We start from the raw sequence: 18,932 nt of genomic DNA on the forward strand, positions 1-18,932 counted from the left end.
TCACTCCGCTGCCTGAATTTGATCTGATGACTGACGGGCGATACGGGCCGCCCGCTTCTCACGAATGGCGGACAGCTGCGCTTCATCCGGATTGGCGCCGCCCTCATAGGCCTCGAGGAATTCGAGCAGCTCCTCGCGATAGGCGTAATAGTCCGGGTGGCTGAGCAGGGCCTTGCGCGATCGCGGGCGCGGAAGATCAACCTCCATGATATTTCCGATCTTTGCACGTGGTCCATTTGACATCATCACCACCCGGTCAGCGAGCAGGATCGCCTCGTCCACATCATGCGTGACGCAGATGGCCGTCACCTTCGTACGCGACCAGACATCCATCAGCACTTCCTGCAATTCCCAACGGGTCAAGCTGTCGAGCATCCCAAACGGCTCATCAAACAGCAGGAGCTTGGGTGACAGGGCGAAAGCACGTGCGATGCCGACGCGTTGCTTCATGCCGTTGGAAAGCTCCGAGGCATTCCGGTTCATCGCATCGCCAAGTCCGACCCGCTCGAGATAATACTCAACAACGTCTCTCCGCTCTGCCGGACTGGCCTTCGGATAGACCCGGTCAACGCCAAGCGCGACGTTTTCGCGGGCGGTCAGCCAGGGCATCAGCGATGGTGCCTGGAAGACGACGGCACGGTCGGGACCGGCTGTGGCGACCTCGCGCCCGTCGAGGATGATGCCGCCGGAGCTGATCGGGTTGAGACCCGCCGCCATCGACAGAACGGTGGACTTGCCGCAGCCCGAATGGCCGATCACCGAAATGAACTCGCCCTTGCGCATCTTCAGCTCGAAACCGTCAACCACAGTCAGCGGCCCCTTCGGCGTCGGGTAGGTTTTGACGACATCCGAGAACTCCACATAACGATCCTCGATCGATGAGCCCGCGCGTGCGGCATAGGCTGCAGGCAAGGGCTTGGTGGTTCTCGAGAGCGTAATGGGCAGAATGTCCGGTATCGTCCGCACCATCTCGGCTGCAGCCTTCCCGGCAGTACTGATATCGATCAGATACTGGGTGACCTCTCCGCGGATCCGGATGAAGGCCTTGTCGGAGTTCATCTCCGCGCGATCGCGTGGACGCGGCAGGTCAACCTTGAATGACGGACCAAATGTTGCATTCGGGCCAGGCGTCAAGGGTACGATGCGGTCAGCCAGGAGAATGGCTTCGTCGACATCATTCGTCACAAGAACGATGGTCTTTTTCTCCACCTGCGAAATTTCGGCCAGCTCGTCCTGCAATTTCGCACGCGTCAGTGCATCAAGCGCGGAGAGTGGTTCGTCGAGCAGCAAGAGCTCCGGCTGCATCGCCAATGCGCGGGCGACCGAAACACGCTGCCGCATGCCTCCGGACAGCTCGGCCGGCTTGCGGTCCCGCGCATGGGACAGCCCGACCATGGTAACGTATGTCTCAACCAGCGCGGCACGCTCTGTCTTGCTTTTGTCCGAATGCACCGCATCAACGGAAAGGGCGACATTGGCCGTCACCGACAGCCACGGCATCAGCGCGTAATTCTGAAATACAACGCCACGCTCCGGAGCAGGGCCGACCACGGGCATTCCGCGAAAACGGATGTCGCCACTGTCAGGTCTGGACAGCCCGGCCAGCATTGAGATCAAAGTCGACTTTCCTGCACCGGAAAATCCAAGAATTGCGATGAATTCGCCTTCTTCGACGGCAAGGGAGACATCGCTGAGCACATCGTTTCTGTGGATTCCAGCACCGAAGGATTTGGCGACGTTTCTGAGTTCTAGAATTGCGGCCATGGTTCGTTGTCCTATCGGTTCGCTGAGTAGGTAAAGGCTGACTGCAGGGCGAACATGACCCGATCGAGGAAGAAGCCGATGATGCCAATCGTGAAGACGGCGACCATGATGCGGGCAAGCGAGCTGGACGAACCGTTCTGGAATTCATCCCAGACGAATTTTCCAAGGCCCGGATTCTGAGCCAGCATTTCGGCAGCGATCAGCACCATCCAGCCAACGCCAAGGGAAAGACGCAGTCCTGTGAAGATCAGGGGAAGCGATGAGGGCAGCACCAGTTTGCGGATCGTGGTCCATGTCGACAGCTGCAGCACCTTGCCGACATTGACGAGATCACGATCGATCGAGGCAACGCCCAAGGCCGTATTGATGATCGTCGGCCAGATCGAACAGAGCGTGACAGTCACCGCCGAAATCACCATGGACTTTGGCAGGAGATCACTCGGATTGACATAAAGTGCTGAGACAATCATCGTTACGATCGGCAGCCAGGCCAACGGCGAAACCGGTTTGAAGATCTGAATCAGCGGGTTGATGCCGCCATTGAAGGTTTTCGACAGGCCGCAGGCAATCCCGACCGGAATGGCAATGACTGTGCCGATCACAAAGCCAAGGCCAACCGTCAGCAGCGAGGTCAGAATCTGATGAAAATAGGTTGGGCGGCCGGTATAGGGACGAACCTTCACACGGTCGGCCTGGCCAGCTTCGATCAGCTTCTGGTTCCGCGCGTCCTGTCTTGCATAGAACTCCCTGGCCTTCTCCTGTTCGGCGAAATAGTCGTCGACAAGGGCGCCGGCCTGCTCCCAGACCGCTGCCGGACCCGGAATCGCGCCAAGCGATGTCTGGACCCGCGGCGCCAGCACGGCCCAGGCCAGCAGAAAGGCAAGAATGCCGATCAGGGGGACCAGCAGCGTCTGCTTCAGGTCCTCCCATTGTTCCGCCGGCGTATCGCCGACGGCAAGTTTCATCAGCGGCACGGTGAAACCAAGACCGAAAGGCCTTGCAAACCGGGCGATCCCGTTGATCTTGGCGATGCGTCGCTCGCGTCGGGCGGTCGCTTCCGCGTCGAATGGCTCAGTCACAATCGTCATCTTGCTGTTCCTCTCGGCTGCAGGGATGGAAGCGTCGGCCCTACTGGCCGACGACCTCAACACCTTCGATGCTCTGGTGCCCCTTCAGGCCGATTTTCAGGGAGTCTATGTATTCATTGGGCTTGCGGCCGTCGTAAGCGACGCCATCAATGAAATCCGCCGTGACGTCACGATAGCCATCCGTATCGAACGGGAATTCGTCGCGCGTAGCATTGCCGTCCTCGATCACAAGCTCCGCCGCTTGCAGATAGAGATCCGGACGATAGACCGAACGGGCAACGTCATCATACCAGCTGTCATCCTTGAATTCCGGGATCTGGCCCCAGCGACGCATCTGCGTGAGGTACCAGACGGCATCGGAGTAGTAAGGATATGTCGCGTTGTAGCGGAAGAAGACGTTGAAGTCCTCGGCCGGGCGCAGATCGCCCTGCTCATATTCAAAAGTTCCAGTCATCGAAGCAGCGATGACTTCGGCATCGGCGCCGACATATTCCGGGCGGGACAGAATTTCCACCGCCTCTTGCCGATTGGCGTTGTTGTCAGCGTCCAGCCATTTTGCGGCGCGGATCAAGGCCTTGGTAATGGCGAGCGTGGTTTGCGGATTGTCTTCGACAAATTCCTTTGTCAGGCCAAAGACCTTCTCGGGGTTGTTCTTCCAGATGTCGTAGTCCGTGATAACCGGAACGCCAATACCCTTGAAGACGGCAGCCTGGTTCCACGGTTCACCGACGCAATAGCCAACGATCGTGCCAGCTTCCATCGTCGCGGGCATCTGCGGCGGCGGTGTTACCGAGAGCAGGACATCCGCCTGGATCTGGCCGGAAATATCATTGGGTGAATAATATCCTGGCCGCAGGCCGCCAGCGGCGAGCCAGTAGCGCAGCTCGTAATTATGCGTCGAGACGGGGAAAACCATGCCCATGTTGAAGGGCTTTCCTGCATCGTGATAGGCATCGACGACCGGCTTCATCGCCGTGGCGCTGATCGGGTGGACCGGCTTGCCATCGGCACCCAGTTCGAGATGCGGCTTCATCTGCTCCCAGACCGCATTGGAAACCGTAATCGCATTGCCGTTCAGGTCCATGGAGAAGGGGGTGACGATGTCTGCCTTGGTGCCAAAGCCGATTGTCGAGGCGATCGGCTGACCGGCCAGCATATGCGCGCCATCAAGCTCGCCAGTGATGACCCGGTCGAGCAGAACTTTCCAGTTCGCCTGCGGTTCCAGCGTCACGTAAAGGCCTTCATCCTCGAAAAAACCCTTTTCCTTGGCAATGGCGAGCGGCGCCATATCGGTCAACTTGATGAAGCCGAACGTCAACTCATCTTTTTCAGGGATGAGCATGTCTGCCTGAGCGGTCGCCACCGTCAGGAACGTCGAACAGAGCATAGTGGCAGTGCAAAGGAACTGGCGCATCGCGTCCTCCTGAGTGATATGATTTGATGTGGGGAAAAACAAAAAAACCGCCAAACAAAGCCCCGACCATAAAGGTCCGTGAGTTTGTTGGCGGCGTTGCCATGCGCCCTTCGTTGGACGCGAATTCTGTATTTTAGATAACCATAAAAGCCTTTTCACGACAAGTCGCAAAACGGAAGAAAGGCATTATTTTTTTGCAGACATGAAACATGATCATTTTTTGTGCAAAAATGCCATCAACTGTCGCTGCCTGCACGTGCCAGACCTACCCTTTTCGCTGACTGGCTATATATTGATCAATCAGGTCAGGGTCGAAAATCTGGCTGTCGAAGAAACCATCCGGACCAAGTTCCAGACCGGCGGCACTGGCGCCAACGGATTCGGGGCGGGTCAGCGCGCCCTCGACCTTGAGACTTGCCCCCGGCAGCGGCGCGCCAAGGGGGGCAAGGGCCTGACGATAGAGGTCCGGGCGGTAGCTGTTGCGGGCAATCTCGACATTGCGCGGTGAATGACTGCAAAGTTCCCAGCGCACGAGCTGGCTGTAGAACCAGAGCGCATGGCTTTGCCATGGAAAGGTTGCGGCCTTGCGATCGGTAATGAAGAAGTCCTCAACAGTGCGGCTGCCTGTGGCAGACACGGCGAGCATGCCGTCAAGCAGTGGCTCCAGAACCTCCCGCGCGACATTCACATGCGCCGGGCGGGAGAGGATCTCGGCAAGTTCCGCATGGTTCTCATGCCTGCCGCACCAGTTTGCCGCGCGATAAAGCGCCCGCAGAAGCGCCTGTATTGTATCCGGATGCTCCTCGGCAAAGCGCGCGGAGAGCGCCAGAACCTTTTCCGGGCTTGATCTCCAGATCTTCGGCTTGACGGTAACCACCCGGGCAATGCCGCGGCGGGCAGAAATCGTATTCCAGGGCTCACCGGCGCAATAGCCATCAATCGTGCCGGCGGCCATCGCATCCGGCATGAAGGGGGGCGGCAGTATGACGATCTCGACATCACGATCGGGATCGATCCCGTTTCCAGCAAGCCAGTATCTGAGTTCCAGATTATGCCCGGAGAACACATAAACGGCACCAAAACGCAAAGGCGGTCGGCCTGCCGCCTTGCGCTCTTCGATGACGGCCCTGAGCGCGCGCCCCGAGGCAGCCGCGTCCAGCGAGCCGTCATCACCGTGCGCCGCCATCGCCTCTGCCAGTTCCGCCGAGGCGGTGATCGCGTTGCCGCCAAGGCCGAGCGCGATGGGGGCAATCAGTTGCGGTGAAAGCGGAAACAGGCCGAGATTGGCAGCAATTGGCATTGGCCCCAGAACATGCGCACCTTGCAGATGCCCCACGGCCAGTCTGTCACGGATGGCGCTCCACGATGTTTCTCGCGTCAGCTGAACATTCAGTCCCTCCTCGGCGAAAAAGCCTTTCTCTTTTGCGCTAATGACAATCGCGCTGTCGAGAAGAGGAACGAAACCGATGGAAATATCTGTCATGGGCCCTTCTCCAGAAGGCTCGCGGTCATGATCAAGCTTTGGGCAATCTCGACGATCTTGCGATTCTGATCCATCGCCGCGCGCCGCAACATGCCGTAGGCCTCGGCTTCATCCAGCCCGCGTGAATTCATAATGATGGCCTTGGCGCGATCAATCACCTTGCGATTTTCAAGCTGGCTCCTGGCCTCTTCAAGCTCCTGCGCCATCCGAGAAAAGGCATTGAAGCGCGAAATCGCCATATCAAGGATCGGCTTGACCCGTTCCTTCTTCAGCCCATCAACAACATAGGCAGACACACCGGCCTCGATCGCAGACTGGATCTCGTTGGTATCCGAGCGGTCAACGAACATGGCAATCGGCCGGCGCACCGAACGCGACAGGATGAAGAAGCTTTCAAGCATGTCCCGATTGGGGTTCTCTATGTCGATGACAATGACATCGGGCATGATCCGCTCGACCAGCCGGGCAACACCAACCAGCTCATGGGTCACCGTGACATTTGTGTGCCCTGCCAGCCGCAACCCCTCTTCGATAATCGAGGCGCGAATGGCATTTTCATCAATGACGAGGATCGTGAGGTCGCTGGGCTTCATGATCGAAGAAAAGAGCCGATGCAAAGCATGCCGTCAATAGACATCGCGAGCATATCTCTTCTCCTTTGTAAGCTGCAGCAACCATGCTTTGGCCCGATCGCCATCGAGGCCGCCATGGGTTGCGGCGATTGACAGCAGCGCCTGTTCGACATCCCTGGCCATGCGCCCGGCATCGCCGCAGACATAGAAATGCGCCCCGTCCTGAAGCCAGGCCCAGACATCGGCTCCATTCTCCAGCATGCGGTGCTGAACATAGACCTTCTCCGCCTGATCGCGGGAAAAGGCCGTTTCGATGCGGTTGAGGTGCCCGCTCTTGAGCCAAGCCTGCATTTCATCCTCGTAATAGAAACCGCCCTCGCGATTTTGCTCACCGAAAAACAGCCAATTCCCACCCCTGGCATCGCTGGCTTGCCGGTCTTGCAGGAAAGCCCGAAACGGCGCAATGCCTGTGCCAGGACCGACCATGATTGCACCGCGATCAGGGTCGGCGGGCGGGCGAAAATGTGCCTGTTTCTGGACGAAAACCTCAACGGCGTCCGTGTCAGCCCTGTCCGCCATGAATGTCGACGCAACACCCTTGCGCGGGTTCCCGTGATGCGCATGCCGCAAAACCGAAACGGTCAGGTGAACCATGTCGGGATGCGCCTTGGGACTGGAGGCGATGGAGTAGAGCCGATGGGAAAGAGGCTTCAGATGCGCGACGAATTCCGCGGCATCCACCTGCGCGGGAAATGCCGAAACAATGTCGGCAACCTGGCGCCCCCAGAGCCATTTATCGCGTGCAGTCTGGTCGTCTGCACCGAGCATTGACCGAAGCGCCGCATCGCCGCAGCGCTCCGCCCACCAGGACAGAAATTCGGGCGACGGTCGCGCGATCTCATAGGTCCTGCCCAATGCCGCCGTGAGCGTTGTCTCGCCCAGAGGCGTCGGGACTGCAATCTCCGGATCAAGACCAAGCGCAGAGATGGTTTCCGCTACGAGTGCCGGGCAGTTTCGCGGCACGACACCAAGCGCGTCGCCGGCTTCATAGGAAAGATCGCCCCCACAGCTGAAACCGAACTGGCGAACTTCCTTTGCGCTTCCGGGTTTGCTGAGAAGGCGATTGAGCGTCAACTGCGTCTTGATCAATTGCCTGCGGGCGCGGCGCGGCGCCTTCTTTTCAACAGCAGAGACTGTTCGCGCGCCCCGTTCCGAAAGGGCGCTGGCAGCGTGTTCGGCCGCCGCCGCCGCCCGCTCCTCCTCGCCCGCATCACATTTCTCAACCGGTTTCACACATTTGCCGCCAAGCGCGGCGAGACGGGCGTCGAGCTTGGTACCGAAGCCGCAGAACTGGCCATAGGTGCTGTCGCCGAGTGCGATCACCTGATAGGTCAGAGCGCTGAGATCCGGGGCATTTCCGCCCATGAGATCGGCCCAGAACCCCGAAGCATTATCCGGGGGATCACCATCGCCAAACGTGCTTGCAATGACAATGAGCCGGCGCGACGCCGAAAGCGCCTCCAGCGAAAGGTCATCAAGCGACAACAGCTTGATCTGCCTGCCAGCCGCCCGAAGCCCCTCGGCAAGCTCGGATGCGAGCGCTTCAGCCGTACCGGTCTGCGATGCAAAGGAAATGCAAAGTTCATCCTCATCGAGGGGCATCGCCTGTTTGGCGGCAGAGGCATAGAGGCCTGCCAGCATGCCGCTGACGACAAGACGCGCGGGTTGAGAGAGCGGTGCGTCATCGGGAATGGCTGGAACTGTGCCATCCTTACGTGCTCGAAGCCCGATCAGAAAACCTTTCAGCCAGCCGAGTCCGGTCTCATCCAGCGGCAGTGGGTCGGCCATATTGACCCCCAAAGCCGCAGCAATGCCGGCAAGCTCCGGCTTTACTGCCATGAGCGCATGGCCATCGACCGCCGGTTTCGCTGTCGGGACACGGGCCAGCCGCACCGCCGTTACCTTGAACTCTGGCTGCAGGGAATAGGGGTCTGTTGCATGACCGGTCACAGCATTGACTGAAAGGCCTTCGCCAAACAGGTCATTCCAGTGAAATGGTGCAAACAGGCTTTTCTCGACGACGCGATCCGTAACGACGGCCGGCAGGATTGCGTGCCCCCGGCGCGACCTTATTTCAAGTTTGTCGCCAGCCTGAAGGTTGAGTGCAACGGCATCGCGCGGATGGATTTCGACAAAAGGCGCTGCGTTGAGTTTTCTGAGTGCGTCAACTTTTCCCGTGCGCGTCATCGTATGCCACTGATGCTGAAGTCTCCCGGTGTTCAGAATGAACGGAAATTCGTCATCAGGCTGTTCGGCAGGGCCAACATGCGGGCGCGGCAGAAACCGGGCCCGCCCGTCTGGCGTTGCAAAGCGAAAACCCCCTTCAGGGGTTCGGTAACGAAGCGGATTGCGCCGCTCCAGACTGGGCGATGCCGCTGGCCACTGGATCGGGCCTTCCATCAGGCGCTCATGACTGGCGGCAGAAATGTCATATCCGGTCAACGGATTGGCAAAGCCACGAATTTCGTCGAAAACATCCGCGGCACTCGCATAAGTGAAGCCGTCACCATAGCCCATGGCACAGGCAATGGCTGCGATGATCTGCCAGTCCGGCATTGCCTCACCGGGCGGCGCAACTGCTTTTCGGGTCAGTGTCATGTTCCGCTCGGAATTCACGACGACGCCATCGGCCTCGAACGAGGTGGCCGCAGGCAGAACAATGTCTGCATAGGCGGTCGTCTCTGTCTCGGCGAAGATGTCCTGAACAATGACGAGGTCGGCCTTGTCCAGCGCCCGCCGGACGGTTTCGCGCCCTGCAACACTGGCCACCGGGTTTGTGCAGATGACCCATATCGCCCTCACCTCGCCTTTCTCGATATCTTCGAAAAGGCCGATCGTACCGCGCCCTGCCTCGGCGCGAATTGTGCCCGCAGCCAGACCCCATCTCTCTTCGCAAAAGGCGCGATCCTCGGCGACCAGCGCCGAGCGCTGGCCCGGAAGGCCCGGCCCCATATAGCCCATTTCGCGCCCACCCATGGCATTTGGCTGGCCGGTCAGCGAAAACGGCCCGGAACCCGGCTTGCTGATCTTGCCGGTCGCCAGATGCAGGTTGCAGATTGCGTTGGTATTGAACGTGCCTTGTACCGATTGATTGAGCCCCATGGTCCAGAGGCTCATGACGGCATCGGCTTCGATGATCATTCGGGCGGCCTGATGAAGTTCTGAAACGGGAATGCCCGTTATCGAGGCAACGTGCTGGGGCGTATAGTCGGCAAGAAAGCCCAGCATCTCGTCCCAGCCCGTCGTGAAGCGGTCGATGAAATCCTGATCCGTCGCGCCTGCCTCGACGATCATCTGCAGAAGGCCATTGAGAAGGGCGAGATCGGTCCCGGGCCTTGGCCGCAGATGCAGATCAGCCTTCTCGGCGGTACCAGTGCGCCGCGGATCGACAACGACAAGCTTGGCACCGGCGTTGACCCGGTCCATCATTCTCAAGAACAGGATGGGGTGGCAATCGGCCATATTCGCACCGATCACGAAGAAGAGATCGGCCTTGTCAAAATCGTCGTAGGAACCCGGCGGAGCATCAGCGCCAAGGGAAAGCTTGTAGCCGGTACCGGCACTGGCCATGCACAGACGCGAATTGGATTCGATGTGGCGCGTGCGCAGAAAGCCCTTTGCGAGCTTGTTGGCCAGATATTGCGCCTCCATCGACATCTGACCGGACACATAAAGGGCAACAGAATCAGGTCCATGCCGGTCTGCGATCCGGTTCAGCCGCCTTGCCGCCTCGGCAATTGCCTCCGGCATGGCAAGGGGTCTTCTCTGTTCATCGCGGCGGCTGCGCACAAGCGGCGCTTCCAGCCTGCCGGGCGCCGATATCGCCTGATGCGCCGTTTTCCCCTTGGTGCAAAGCCGTCCGCCATTGGCAGGGTGGGACCTGTCACCGGATATGCCGGTGATTTTGCCATCCTTTACCGAAAGGACGACGCCGCAACCGACGCCGCAATAGGGACAGGCAGACTTTTCCGAATTGACGCCCATGGCAGATTGCCACCTCAGGTGCAAATCAGCGAACGTGAACAAGCGATGGCTTTGTGGGCGAAAGAATCCAACCGGCGGCATCGTTTTTCGTCGCGGATTACGTTGAAAAACAAAAAAGCCACGGCATCATCTGAAACGTTCCAGAAGAACGATCAAAGATCCGCAGCTTCGCGATAAAATGCCCGCCGTTGGACATCCGGTCATGAGAATAGGCTATGGTGGCCAAGGTTGCAAGCCTGGTCCGTGATGCCGCCGCCGGGCCCTTCCATATTTCTGTTTCCGGCGGGCTGATCCTGGTTGTTCGCTGCCTGCGCCGGCTGCAGGAAAATGCACGGTAACCTTGGCAATGCTCCTCACGGCGCCTCACCGTCACAGGCCGGAAACCGACCTGGCTGGGTTGGCTGTTCCGGAAATTTGGCTCATGCCTGTTCGGGTTTGCGGGCCAGTCGCGTCGTCAGGCGAACAGCCGGAAGCAGGATCAGCAGATAGATTGCCGCTGCCAGTGTCAATGCCGAGGTATTGAAGGTGACCGAGCGGATCGTCGTTGCCGCATAGAGCAGGTCATGAACACCGACGATCGAGGCAAGCGAGGTCGCCTTGACCACTTCGATCGTGTTTGACGCCAGATCCGGCAGGACGTTGCGCAGCGCCTGCGGCAGAACCACGAAGCGGAGTGTATCAAAGCTGCCAAGCCCGGTGGAACGTGCCGCTTCGGATTGTCCCGGCGAAACCGATTCCAGACCGGCGCGGATGATCTCGCAATAATAGGCGGTGTTGTTGAGCAGCAGCGCAATCACGACGCAGGCCATGGCCGGAAGGCGAAGCCCGAGAAAGGGAAGCGCCGAGAAGGTGACGATGATCAGCACCAGCGGCGGCATGGTTCGGAAGACATTGACCCAACCCCTGACAAGATAGCGGATAGCCGGGCTGCGACTGTCGGATGCAAGCGCCAGCGCAAGGCCGATCCCTGTGCCGAGTGGCGCCAGGATGGCTGTCAGCGCAAGGGTAATCACGAGGCCTATCAAGAGATAGGGCAGCGCCTGTCGCATGATGTCGAGGTTGAAGAACTGATCGATAAGCTCGGTCATCGGCGCGCGCCCCAGGACATACGTTTTTCGAAATAGCCGGCCAGACTCATCAGCGGTATGAAGATGATGAGATAGATGAGCGATGCCAGGATGAGCGGTGTTGCATTGCCGGAAAAGGACAATGCGGTCTGGGCTTCGTTGAGAAGTTCCGGCATGCCGATCGCGGTGCCAAGCGCCGTATTCTTCGAAATGGCGAGCGCGCGGTTCGTCAGAGGCGGGACGCAGAGTCTGAAGGCTTGCGGCAGGACCACGTCACGAAGCGTCTGAGAACTCGTCAAACCCGTTGATCTGGCGGCTTCCCACTGACCGCGGCCAACGGCGGAAATGCCGGCCCAGAAGATTTCTTCTGCAAAGGCTGCCAGAATGCAGGTCAATGTCAGCCACAAGACCCAGGGCGCCGACATCATGATGCCGATGCTCGGTAGTCCGAAATAGAGGAGCAGGACCACGGCAAGCGGCGGGACGGCACGAAAGCAGTCGACCCACCAGCGGATAAGCCAGACGATCACCGGATGCGAGACGAGCCGCAGCAAGGCAAGGGCAAGACCAAAAACCAGCCCGGCGCCGATGACCGCGACGGAGACATAGATTGTGATCCAGGCGCCGCGCAGAAGGTCTGGCAGATATTCCCGTGCGACAGCAGGATTGAGAAAGAGGTCTGAGAGGCCTGAAAGATCCATGGGCTTCAGTGTCCGTGTGCGAGGAACTGACTGGCCCGGCTTTCCGGCCCGCGGGCTATCAGCTCGGCCGGCGTGCCAAGCTCGACGATCTGACCGGCCTCCATGAAGGCGACGCGATCCGCAGCCTCCCGGGCAAAGCGCATCTCATGGCTGACGACAAGCATGGTCATGCCCTCGTCCTTGAGTTCGCGCATCGCCTGCAGCACCTCGCCGACGAGCTGCGGATCGAGCGCGGAGGTGGGTTCGTCCAGCAGCATCACCTTGGGGCCGAGCGCCAGCGTGCGGGCAATGGCGACACGTTGCTGCTGACCGCCCGAAAGCTGGTTCGGATAATGGGTGAGACGGGTGCCGAGCCCCATGCGTTCCAGTTCGCGATGGGCAATTTCGCGGGCCTCGGCGAGCGATTTCTTCTGAACCCGCCGCAGTGCCAGCATGACGTTCTGCTCCGCCGTCATGTGCGGATAGAGATTGAACTGCTGGAACACCATGCCGATCCGCTGGCGCATCTGGTTGATGTCCGTTGTCACCGCGGTAATGTTGACGCCATCGACAACGATCGCACCATCGCTCGGTTCCTCCAGCCTGTTGCAGCAACGCAGAAGCGTGGATTTTCCCGATCCGGAAGGTCCGATCAGAAACACCAGTTCCCCCTCATAGACGCGGAGATTGATGTTCTTCAGCACCTCGGTCCCGTTGAAGGACTTGTAGAGGGCATGGATCTCGAGGATGGATTTTGCGGTCGTTGTCGACATGACTTATGGCCTCAGATTGTTGGCGCCGGGCTCAGTTGCAGGTCAGTTCGTGCGGCGTCGGATCATAATTGCCGAGACCGACCGGGCCGATGCCGGGCTGCGGCGTCACCTCGAGCGAGCCTTCTGCCGGCACTTCGCCAAGCCACTTGTCGTAAAGCTTCGCGGCCGTGCCATCCGCCTTGATGCATTCGATCGCATATTCGACCTGCTGGCGCAGCTCGGGCGATGATTTCGGAATGGCATAGGAGAAGTAGCGCCCGGTCGATTCACGAAGATCGGCAGCCTTCAGCGCCGGGTTCTTCTTGGCGAGCGTGAGCGCCGTCGGCACGTTCATGATCGCCGCATCGGCACGACCGGCCTGCACGGCCTGGGCCGCATCGGTGAGCGAGGCATAGGACTCGATTGTCCAGCCGATCTTGTCGGCCTGTTCACGGGCCCATTTCTCATCCGCATTGCCCTTGTTGGCGGCGATGACCTTGCCCTTCAGCTGGTCATAGCTCGTCAGCGCCGGCGCATTGGCCGGGATCACGAAAGCAAGGTCGCCCGACCAGATGCCTTCGGTCAGCAGAAAGGCATCGGAGCGTTCCTGCGTCACCGTCAGCGGCACGGACAGCATGTCATAGGTTCCGGCCTGCAGCGCCGGCAGGAGGGCAGAAAACGACATGGCGTCAATCGTGATGTCGCGGTTGAGACGCTTTGAGATCTCGGCGGTCATGTCGACGGTCAGGCCTTCGATCGACCCGTCCATCTTGGGCTGGGCAAAGGGCGGAGCATTGCCGTCAAGCGCGCTCTTGAGCGCTGGCTCCGCAGCCATGGCGGAGGTGGAAGCAAGGGCAAGCAGCGTTGCCAGAGCATAAATGGTCTTCATTGGTATTCCCCTTGGTTTCTCTGTTGGTCGCTCATTGTCTCGAATTGAGGGCGGTTGGGTGTTTCATCCCGGTGTGATGCTTCTTATGGGTCCAGGTCGCGTCTTGGTCCGACCAGTGGTGAAAGGGTCTTGTCCAGAACGCGTGGAATTTTGCTGCCGGCTTTCAGGGCTCCGGCCAGCGAGACGGCTGCGGTCTCGAGCGCCTGACCGCTTGGCGGCGTCTCGCCGCAACCGATCCAGATCGCTTCCACCGCGACACGCATCCTGTCCTGATTGTCTGTCATCGTGCCTGCTCCATGGCTGCCGGCGCACCGGCGAGAATATGTGACGGTTCTGCCCGTACCGGCTCGGGGGTCAGTGCCTGCTCGAGCGCGAAGGCAGCGCGCAGCAGCAGGGCCTCCTGGCGGTATCCGGCCGCGAGCTGCACCGATATGGGCAGGCCGTTCTGATCAAAGCCCGCAGGCAGGGCCAGCGCCGGATGGCCGGTCAGCGAGAACGGGCTTCCGGCCGAGCCGGTGGTGAAGGAAATCACCGCCTCGCGATCATGGATGTCTGGTGCCGTGCGATAGGTCATCGGCAGCAGCACAATGTCCACGTCCGAGAAAACCGCATCGGTTCTCGCCGCCAGAATGCGGCGCTGGCGCAGGGCGGCGATATAGTCCGCGGCCCTGAGATACATGCCCATCTCCAGCTTCTCGCGAAGCGAACGGCCCATGAGGTGGCGATGTTCGAGATAGTCCTGTTCGTGGATCGAGAAGCTTTCGCTCCGGTTGATCGGCATGCTGATGGCGCGGTATTCGGATGGCGCAATGGGCAGCTCGATCTCGCGGACGATGGCGCCGTGGGCCTGCAGCGCAGCAGCACTGCGCGACAGCGCGTCGACAATCGAAGGTTCCGGTGGCGCCCCGCCGGGATCGAGGTTCTTGACGAAGCCGACTACCCGTCCGGCAATCCCCTCTTTCAATGCGGGAAGGGTCGGCTCGACTGCCGCCGTCAGGCTTTCGGGATCGAGCGGATCATGACCGGCGATAACGTCATAGATCATCGCCGCATCCTCGACCGTCAGCGTCAGCGGGCCGGGCGTGTCGAAGCTCCAGCAGTTCGGCATCACGCCGTGGCGGCTGATGCGGCCGAAGGTCGGTTTCAGGCCCACGAGACCGCAGGCGGCGGCCGGGAGACGCACCGAGCCGCCGGTATCCGTGCCGATGGCAAAGGCGGCCGTGCCGGCGGCAACGGCTGCGGCCGAACCGGTCGAGGAACCGCCGGTGAAATGTCCGGGGTTCCAGGGGTTGCGGGCCGGCGGTGCGTCAAGGTCGAATTCGACTGAACCGGTGCCCGTGCCATATTCCCAGGTGTTCGCCTTGCCGATCAGCACGGCGCCCGCCGCTTGCAACCGGGCAACCAGCGTAGCATGGGTGGCCGGGTCGTGGCGTTGCGGCACACGGGAACCGCCCGTCGTGGGAAGGCCGGATGTATAAATATTGTCTTTGACCGCAAAGGGAATGCCGTCGAGCGGGCCGAGCCTTCTTCCGGCCTGAGCGCGCCCTGTTGCCGCTTCGGCGGCCTTTGCCGCAGCCTCGCGATCCATGCGCAGATAGGAATGGATGACGCCATCGACGGCATCAATCCTGGCAAGGATGGCGTCCAGAAGCGCGCTGGGGGAAATATCGCCCGTTGCGATGCGGCGTGATCCTTCCGCAACCGTGAGACCTGCCAGGTCCCCGTCGCGCCGATCGGATGTGGTTTCTTCTTCGAGCATCGCTCAGTTCCTTGCATTCGCAGCCCTGTGGCGGCTCACGTCAGCGCCATCGGCTTGGTTCAGTCGGAGGAAGAAAAGACCGGACAGGGCGGTCAGCCCGGCAACAATGAAGATCGCAACCGAGATCGCCTCGGCGGCAATGCTCAATCCGAAGGCCTGCAACTGCGCCACCAGAACGGCAGCCACCGAAATGCCAAGCCCCATGGAGAGCTGCTGGCCGACGCCGCCGAGCGAGGTGCTGGCGCTCTGGCGTTCGCGCGGAATTTCGGCAAAGAGCAGCGTATTCGTGGTGTTGAACTGCAGGGAACGCATCACGCCGAACAGAAACACCAGCACAACCATCACCGCGACCGGCGTATCCGGGCCAACAAAGCCGAGGACGGCGGTGATTGCCGCCCCCAGCATGGCATTGCCGACCAGGGTGATGCGGAAGCCGAAACGGGCGAGCGCGCGCCGCATCATCGGTTTGAGAAGGATCGCGCTTGCCGCAATGACGAAGACCACACTGCCCGCGTCGGCCGCCGACCAGCCGAAACCGAGCTGCAGCTGCAGCTGGAACAGGAAGGGAAGAGCGTTGAAACCGAGACGCGACAGCCCCCCGGCAAAGAAGCCGATCCGGAAGAGCTTGAGCTTCAGCAGGCTGAGATCGAGGGCGGGGATCGGCCGTCCCCGGACATGGCGGAGATAGGCGAGCGCTGCAACGGGCAGAAGGATGATCAGGGCAATGATCGCCACGGGCGACAGGAAACGATGGACCAGCTGATCGAGCAGCAATTGCACGGCGCCAAGGAAAGCGGCGCAATAGGCAAAGCCCAGCAGATCGAAATCGTAGCGCTTTCCGGGCTCATCCGGCGGCAGCAGCCGGGCGGCGAAGATCATGCCGAGAATGCCGAAGGGCATCTTGACCAGAAAGATGAACGGCCAGGAGGCATAGGTGACGATGAAGCCGCCGAGCAGAGGCCCCAGAACCGGGCCGATCAGCGCCGGCATCGACATCCATGCGATGGCGTTTGCCAGCTGGTCCTTCGGGGCGGAGCGGATGAGGAGCAGCCGCCCGACCGGCGTCATCAGGGCGCCGGCGACGGCCTGCAGCGCGCGCATTAAGACGAGCTGCGTCAGGTTCTGGGCAAAGGCTGCCGCAAGCGAGGACAGCATGAACAGCGCCATGGCCAGCAGGAAGGTGCGTTTGGCGCCGAAGCGATCCGCGAGCCAGGAGCTTGCCGGAATGACCGCCGCCAGCGTCATCAGATAGACCGAGATCGCCAGATTGATGCGCAGCGGTTCGATATGAAAATCCGCCGCGATGGCCGGGATCGCAGCGACCATGATGGTGCTGTCGAGCCCTTCCATCAGGAAGGCAGTCGATATCGCCAGGGAAAGCAGCATCAGGCCGCCCTCCCTTGTGGAGGTGGAGACAATGGTCATCTGGGTCTTTGGCGGATCGTGAAGCCGGTCAGGGCTTCTTCATGGCGTTGATAATGGTCGTGGCATCGAGGTCGACGGTTCCTTCCAGGGCGAAAATTGCATCGAGAATGCGCTCGAAGGCAGCGATCCTGTAAGGCTGCCCCATGAGCCACGGTGAGACATTGATCGTCAGAAGGCGGGAAAAACCGCTTTCGTCGGCTTCCGCCAGCAGGCGTTTCGCTGCGGCGATGAAACTCTTCTCGACATCCTGAAGCGGGTGCTTGCGCATGGCGAGCATTTCCCGGTCCGACAGTTCCATGGAGGTCGGCAATGCGATGATTTCGCCGGCGCCCGTGTTGAAGAGATAGGGCGCCTCGTCATTGACCCAGTCGGCCATGGCGGCAAAGCCCGCCTCCTTCAGAAGACCCGGCGTGCGGGTCGATTGCGACCAGGACGGCGAATGCCAGACATCGGGCGTGACGCCGAAGGTTTTGAAGATCGCAAGCGCATCGGCGATCATCCGCGCTTCTTCCGCCTCGCCAAGCCCCTCGTGGTGAATGGCCCCGGCGTCGAGACCGGCGGCGACGATCTCCAGACCGTCGGCAAGAACATGTTTCATCAGGATCGGGTAGCGTTCGGCGACCCGGGCATTGATGAAGGCGCTGGCTTTGAGGCCGCGGGCCTTGAGTGCATCCAGCATGCGGTAGATGGCGATGCGGTTGCCATAGTCGCGCTGGGTATAGGTCTGGGTGTCGGGCCAGGGGCGATAGGGTGCGCCAACCGGCAGGAAAGGCTTGCCGGAAATATTGAGCGGGAACCATTCAACGGCGAGCTGGATCCAGATGCCAAGCCTGGCATTGCCCGGCAGGGTGAGGCGGGCCTCGCTCCAGCTGTCGCGCCAGGCGTAGAAATCATGATCCATGGCGGCCTGACGGCGCATCGGTGTTTCGAGATAGGAGGGTCCGGTCGGCAGGGTCATCAGAACGCTCCCTCAAGGCTCGCGAGCCAGGCTTTCATCGTGTCGTAGTGGTTTTCGTAATACCAGTCGGCAATCTCGCGGGCCGTTGGATACCAGACCTGATCATGCGATTTGACATAGTCGAGGAATTCGGCGAGCGCGTCGATACGGTGCGGCTGTCCGAAGACGAAGGGATGCAGCGCAAAGCACATCACGCGGCCGCTTTCGGCACCCTCGGCATAGAGCCGGTCGAACTGCGCCTTGAGTGACAGGAAGATTTCGTCCGGTGTCGCGTTGTTCCAGACGACGAACGGAACATCATTCATCTCGATGGAATAGGGTACGGTGATCAGCTTTCCGGACTTCAGATCAAGCGGCATCGGCTGGTCGTCGTGGAAGTAGTCGAGCGTGTAGCGCACGCCCTCCTGCGCCAGGATTTCCTGGGTTTCGATGCTCGGCGTGATGGCGGGGGTGAGCCAGCCATCGAGGCGCTGGCCGACCTTTGCCAGCGTTTCACGCGAATTGATCACGACCTGGCGCTGTTCTTCCAGCGTCATGCCGTAAAAATAACGCGTGTTGTAGATGCCGTGGCTGAAGAGCTCCCAGCCGAGATCGTTACATTCCCTGATGATATCCGGATAGTGATCGCAGACCGAGACCGAAAGCGAGACCGAACCGCGAAGGTTCCGCTTGCTCATTTCCTTTGCCAGCCGGCGGAAGCCGACACGGTTGCCAAAATCGCGTACCGAATAGTTCAGCACATCCGGATTGACGCGCGGAAAGGGATTGCGGTTCGGATTGATCGGCGGAAGCCACTCATAATGCTCGATATTCGGTGCCAGCCAGAATGCCAGACGCGCATTGTTTGGCCAGACGAGCTTTGGCCTGCCCCGCATCGGTGCATAGCGATATTGACCGGTATCAAGCTGATCTTGAAGCGCCAGGTTATCCTTGGCCATGATGGCAGTCCCGTAAAACATACAATTGAAACAACAGTTTTAAACGTTAGCTTCAAACAAAGAGTGGCGCAAGCGGTTTTTTTTGGCTACAGCAGGGCA

The 18,932-nt window shown here is 60.2% G+C and carries 16 protein-coding genes; 1 reads left to right on the top strand and 15 read right to left on the bottom strand.

Annotated features, from left to right (window positions below; all coding sequences use genetic code 11):
* The 6 genes from HCK86_RS12010 to HCK86_RS12035 form a co-directional block, all read right to left on the bottom strand.
* On the bottom strand, positions 1–1,764 hold the full coding sequence (locus HCK86_RS12010; RefSeq protein WP_176084709.1) for a nitrate ABC transporter ATP-binding protein: 1,764 nt from the start codon (positions 1,762–1,764) through the stop codon (positions 1–3).
* 11 nt (positions 1,765–1,775) lie between these two features.
* A complete protein-coding gene (locus HCK86_RS12015) occupies positions 1,776–2,852 on the bottom strand; it encodes an ABC transporter permease (protein WP_176084710.1) in 1,077 nt (358 codons plus the stop codon).
* 40 nt (positions 2,853–2,892) lie between these two features.
* Positions 2,893–4,266, bottom strand: a complete 1,374-nt coding sequence (locus HCK86_RS12020) for a CmpA/NrtA family ABC transporter substrate-binding protein (RefSeq protein WP_176084711.1) — start codon at positions 4,264–4,266, stop codon at positions 2,893–2,895.
* Positions 4,267–4,531: 265 nt separating this feature from the next.
* Positions 4,532–5,749 (bottom strand): CmpA/NrtA family ABC transporter substrate-binding protein, encoded by a 1,218-nt coding sequence (locus HCK86_RS12025; RefSeq protein ID WP_176084712.1) that lies wholly within the window; start codon positions 5,747–5,749, stop codon positions 4,532–4,534.
* Positions 5,746–6,342, bottom strand: a complete 597-nt coding sequence (locus HCK86_RS12030) for an ANTAR domain-containing response regulator (protein ID WP_176084713.1) — start codon at positions 6,340–6,342, stop codon at positions 5,746–5,748. Before HCK86_RS12030 ends, HCK86_RS12025 begins: the two co-directional genes overlap by 4 nt.
* Positions 6,343–6,375: 33 nt before the next feature.
* Positions 6,376–10,365: a molybdopterin-dependent oxidoreductase gene (locus HCK86_RS12035; protein ID WP_176084714.1), complete on the bottom strand. Its 3,990-nt coding sequence runs from the start codon at positions 10,363–10,365 to the stop codon at positions 6,376–6,378.
* 215 nt (positions 10,366–10,580) lie between these two features.
* On the opposite strand from HCK86_RS12035, the gene HCK86_RS24220 reads away from it, so the two are divergent.
* A complete protein-coding gene (locus HCK86_RS24220) occupies positions 10,581–10,703 on the top strand; it encodes a hypothetical protein (RefSeq protein WP_281409602.1) in 123 nt (40 codons plus the stop codon).
* Between the two features lie 81 nt (positions 10,704–10,784).
* Here HCK86_RS24220 and HCK86_RS12040 read toward each other — a convergent pair whose 3' ends face one another.
* From HCK86_RS12040 to HCK86_RS12080, 9 genes are all read right to left on the bottom strand, one after another.
* The gene (locus HCK86_RS12040) at positions 10,785–11,453 is read right to left on the bottom strand and encodes an amino acid ABC transporter permease (RefSeq protein ID WP_176084715.1); all 669 of its coding nucleotides are present in this window, start codon (positions 11,451–11,453) and stop codon (positions 10,785–10,787) included.
* Positions 11,450–12,133, bottom strand: a complete 684-nt coding sequence (locus HCK86_RS12045) for an amino acid ABC transporter permease (RefSeq protein WP_176084716.1) — start codon at positions 12,131–12,133, stop codon at positions 11,450–11,452. The genes HCK86_RS12040 and HCK86_RS12045 overlap by 4 nt, the downstream gene beginning before the upstream one ends.
* Before the next feature lie 5 nt (positions 12,134–12,138).
* The gene (locus HCK86_RS12050) at positions 12,139–12,885 is read right to left on the bottom strand and encodes an amino acid ABC transporter ATP-binding protein (RefSeq protein ID WP_176084717.1); all 747 of its coding nucleotides are present in this window, start codon (positions 12,883–12,885) and stop codon (positions 12,139–12,141) included.
* Between the two features lie 31 nt (positions 12,886–12,916).
* Positions 12,917–13,753, bottom strand: coding sequence for a transporter substrate-binding domain-containing protein (locus HCK86_RS12055; protein WP_176084718.1), 837 nt, complete (start codon positions 13,751–13,753; stop codon positions 12,917–12,919).
* Positions 13,754–13,836: 83 nt separating this feature from the next.
* Entirely contained in the window at positions 13,837–14,037 is a 201-nt protein-coding gene (locus HCK86_RS12060) for a hypothetical protein (protein WP_176084719.1), read from the bottom strand.
* Positions 14,034–15,512, bottom strand: coding sequence for an amidase (locus HCK86_RS12065; protein ID WP_176084720.1), 1,479 nt, complete (start codon positions 15,510–15,512; stop codon positions 14,034–14,036). Before HCK86_RS12065 ends, HCK86_RS12060 begins: the two co-directional genes overlap by 4 nt.
* Positions 15,513–15,515: 3 nt before the next feature.
* On the bottom strand, positions 15,516–16,937 hold the full coding sequence (locus HCK86_RS12070) for an MFS transporter (RefSeq protein WP_176084721.1): 1,422 nt from the start codon (positions 16,935–16,937) through the stop codon (positions 15,516–15,518).
* 28 nt (positions 16,938–16,965) lie between these two features.
* A complete protein-coding gene (locus HCK86_RS12075; protein WP_176084722.1) occupies positions 16,966–17,895 on the bottom strand; it encodes a polysaccharide deacetylase family protein in 930 nt (309 codons plus the stop codon).
* The gene (locus tag HCK86_RS12080) at positions 17,895–18,833 is read right to left on the bottom strand and encodes a polysaccharide deacetylase family protein (RefSeq protein ID WP_210259901.1); all 939 of its coding nucleotides are present in this window, start codon (positions 18,831–18,833) and stop codon (positions 17,895–17,897) included. Before HCK86_RS12080 ends, HCK86_RS12075 begins: the two co-directional genes overlap by 1 nt.
* Positions 18,834–18,932: the final 99 nt, after the last annotated feature.

This window comes from Martelella sp. HB161492 (assembly GCF_013184775.1).
Taxonomy (GTDB): Bacteria; Pseudomonadota; Alphaproteobacteria; order Rhizobiales; family Rhizobiaceae; genus Martelella.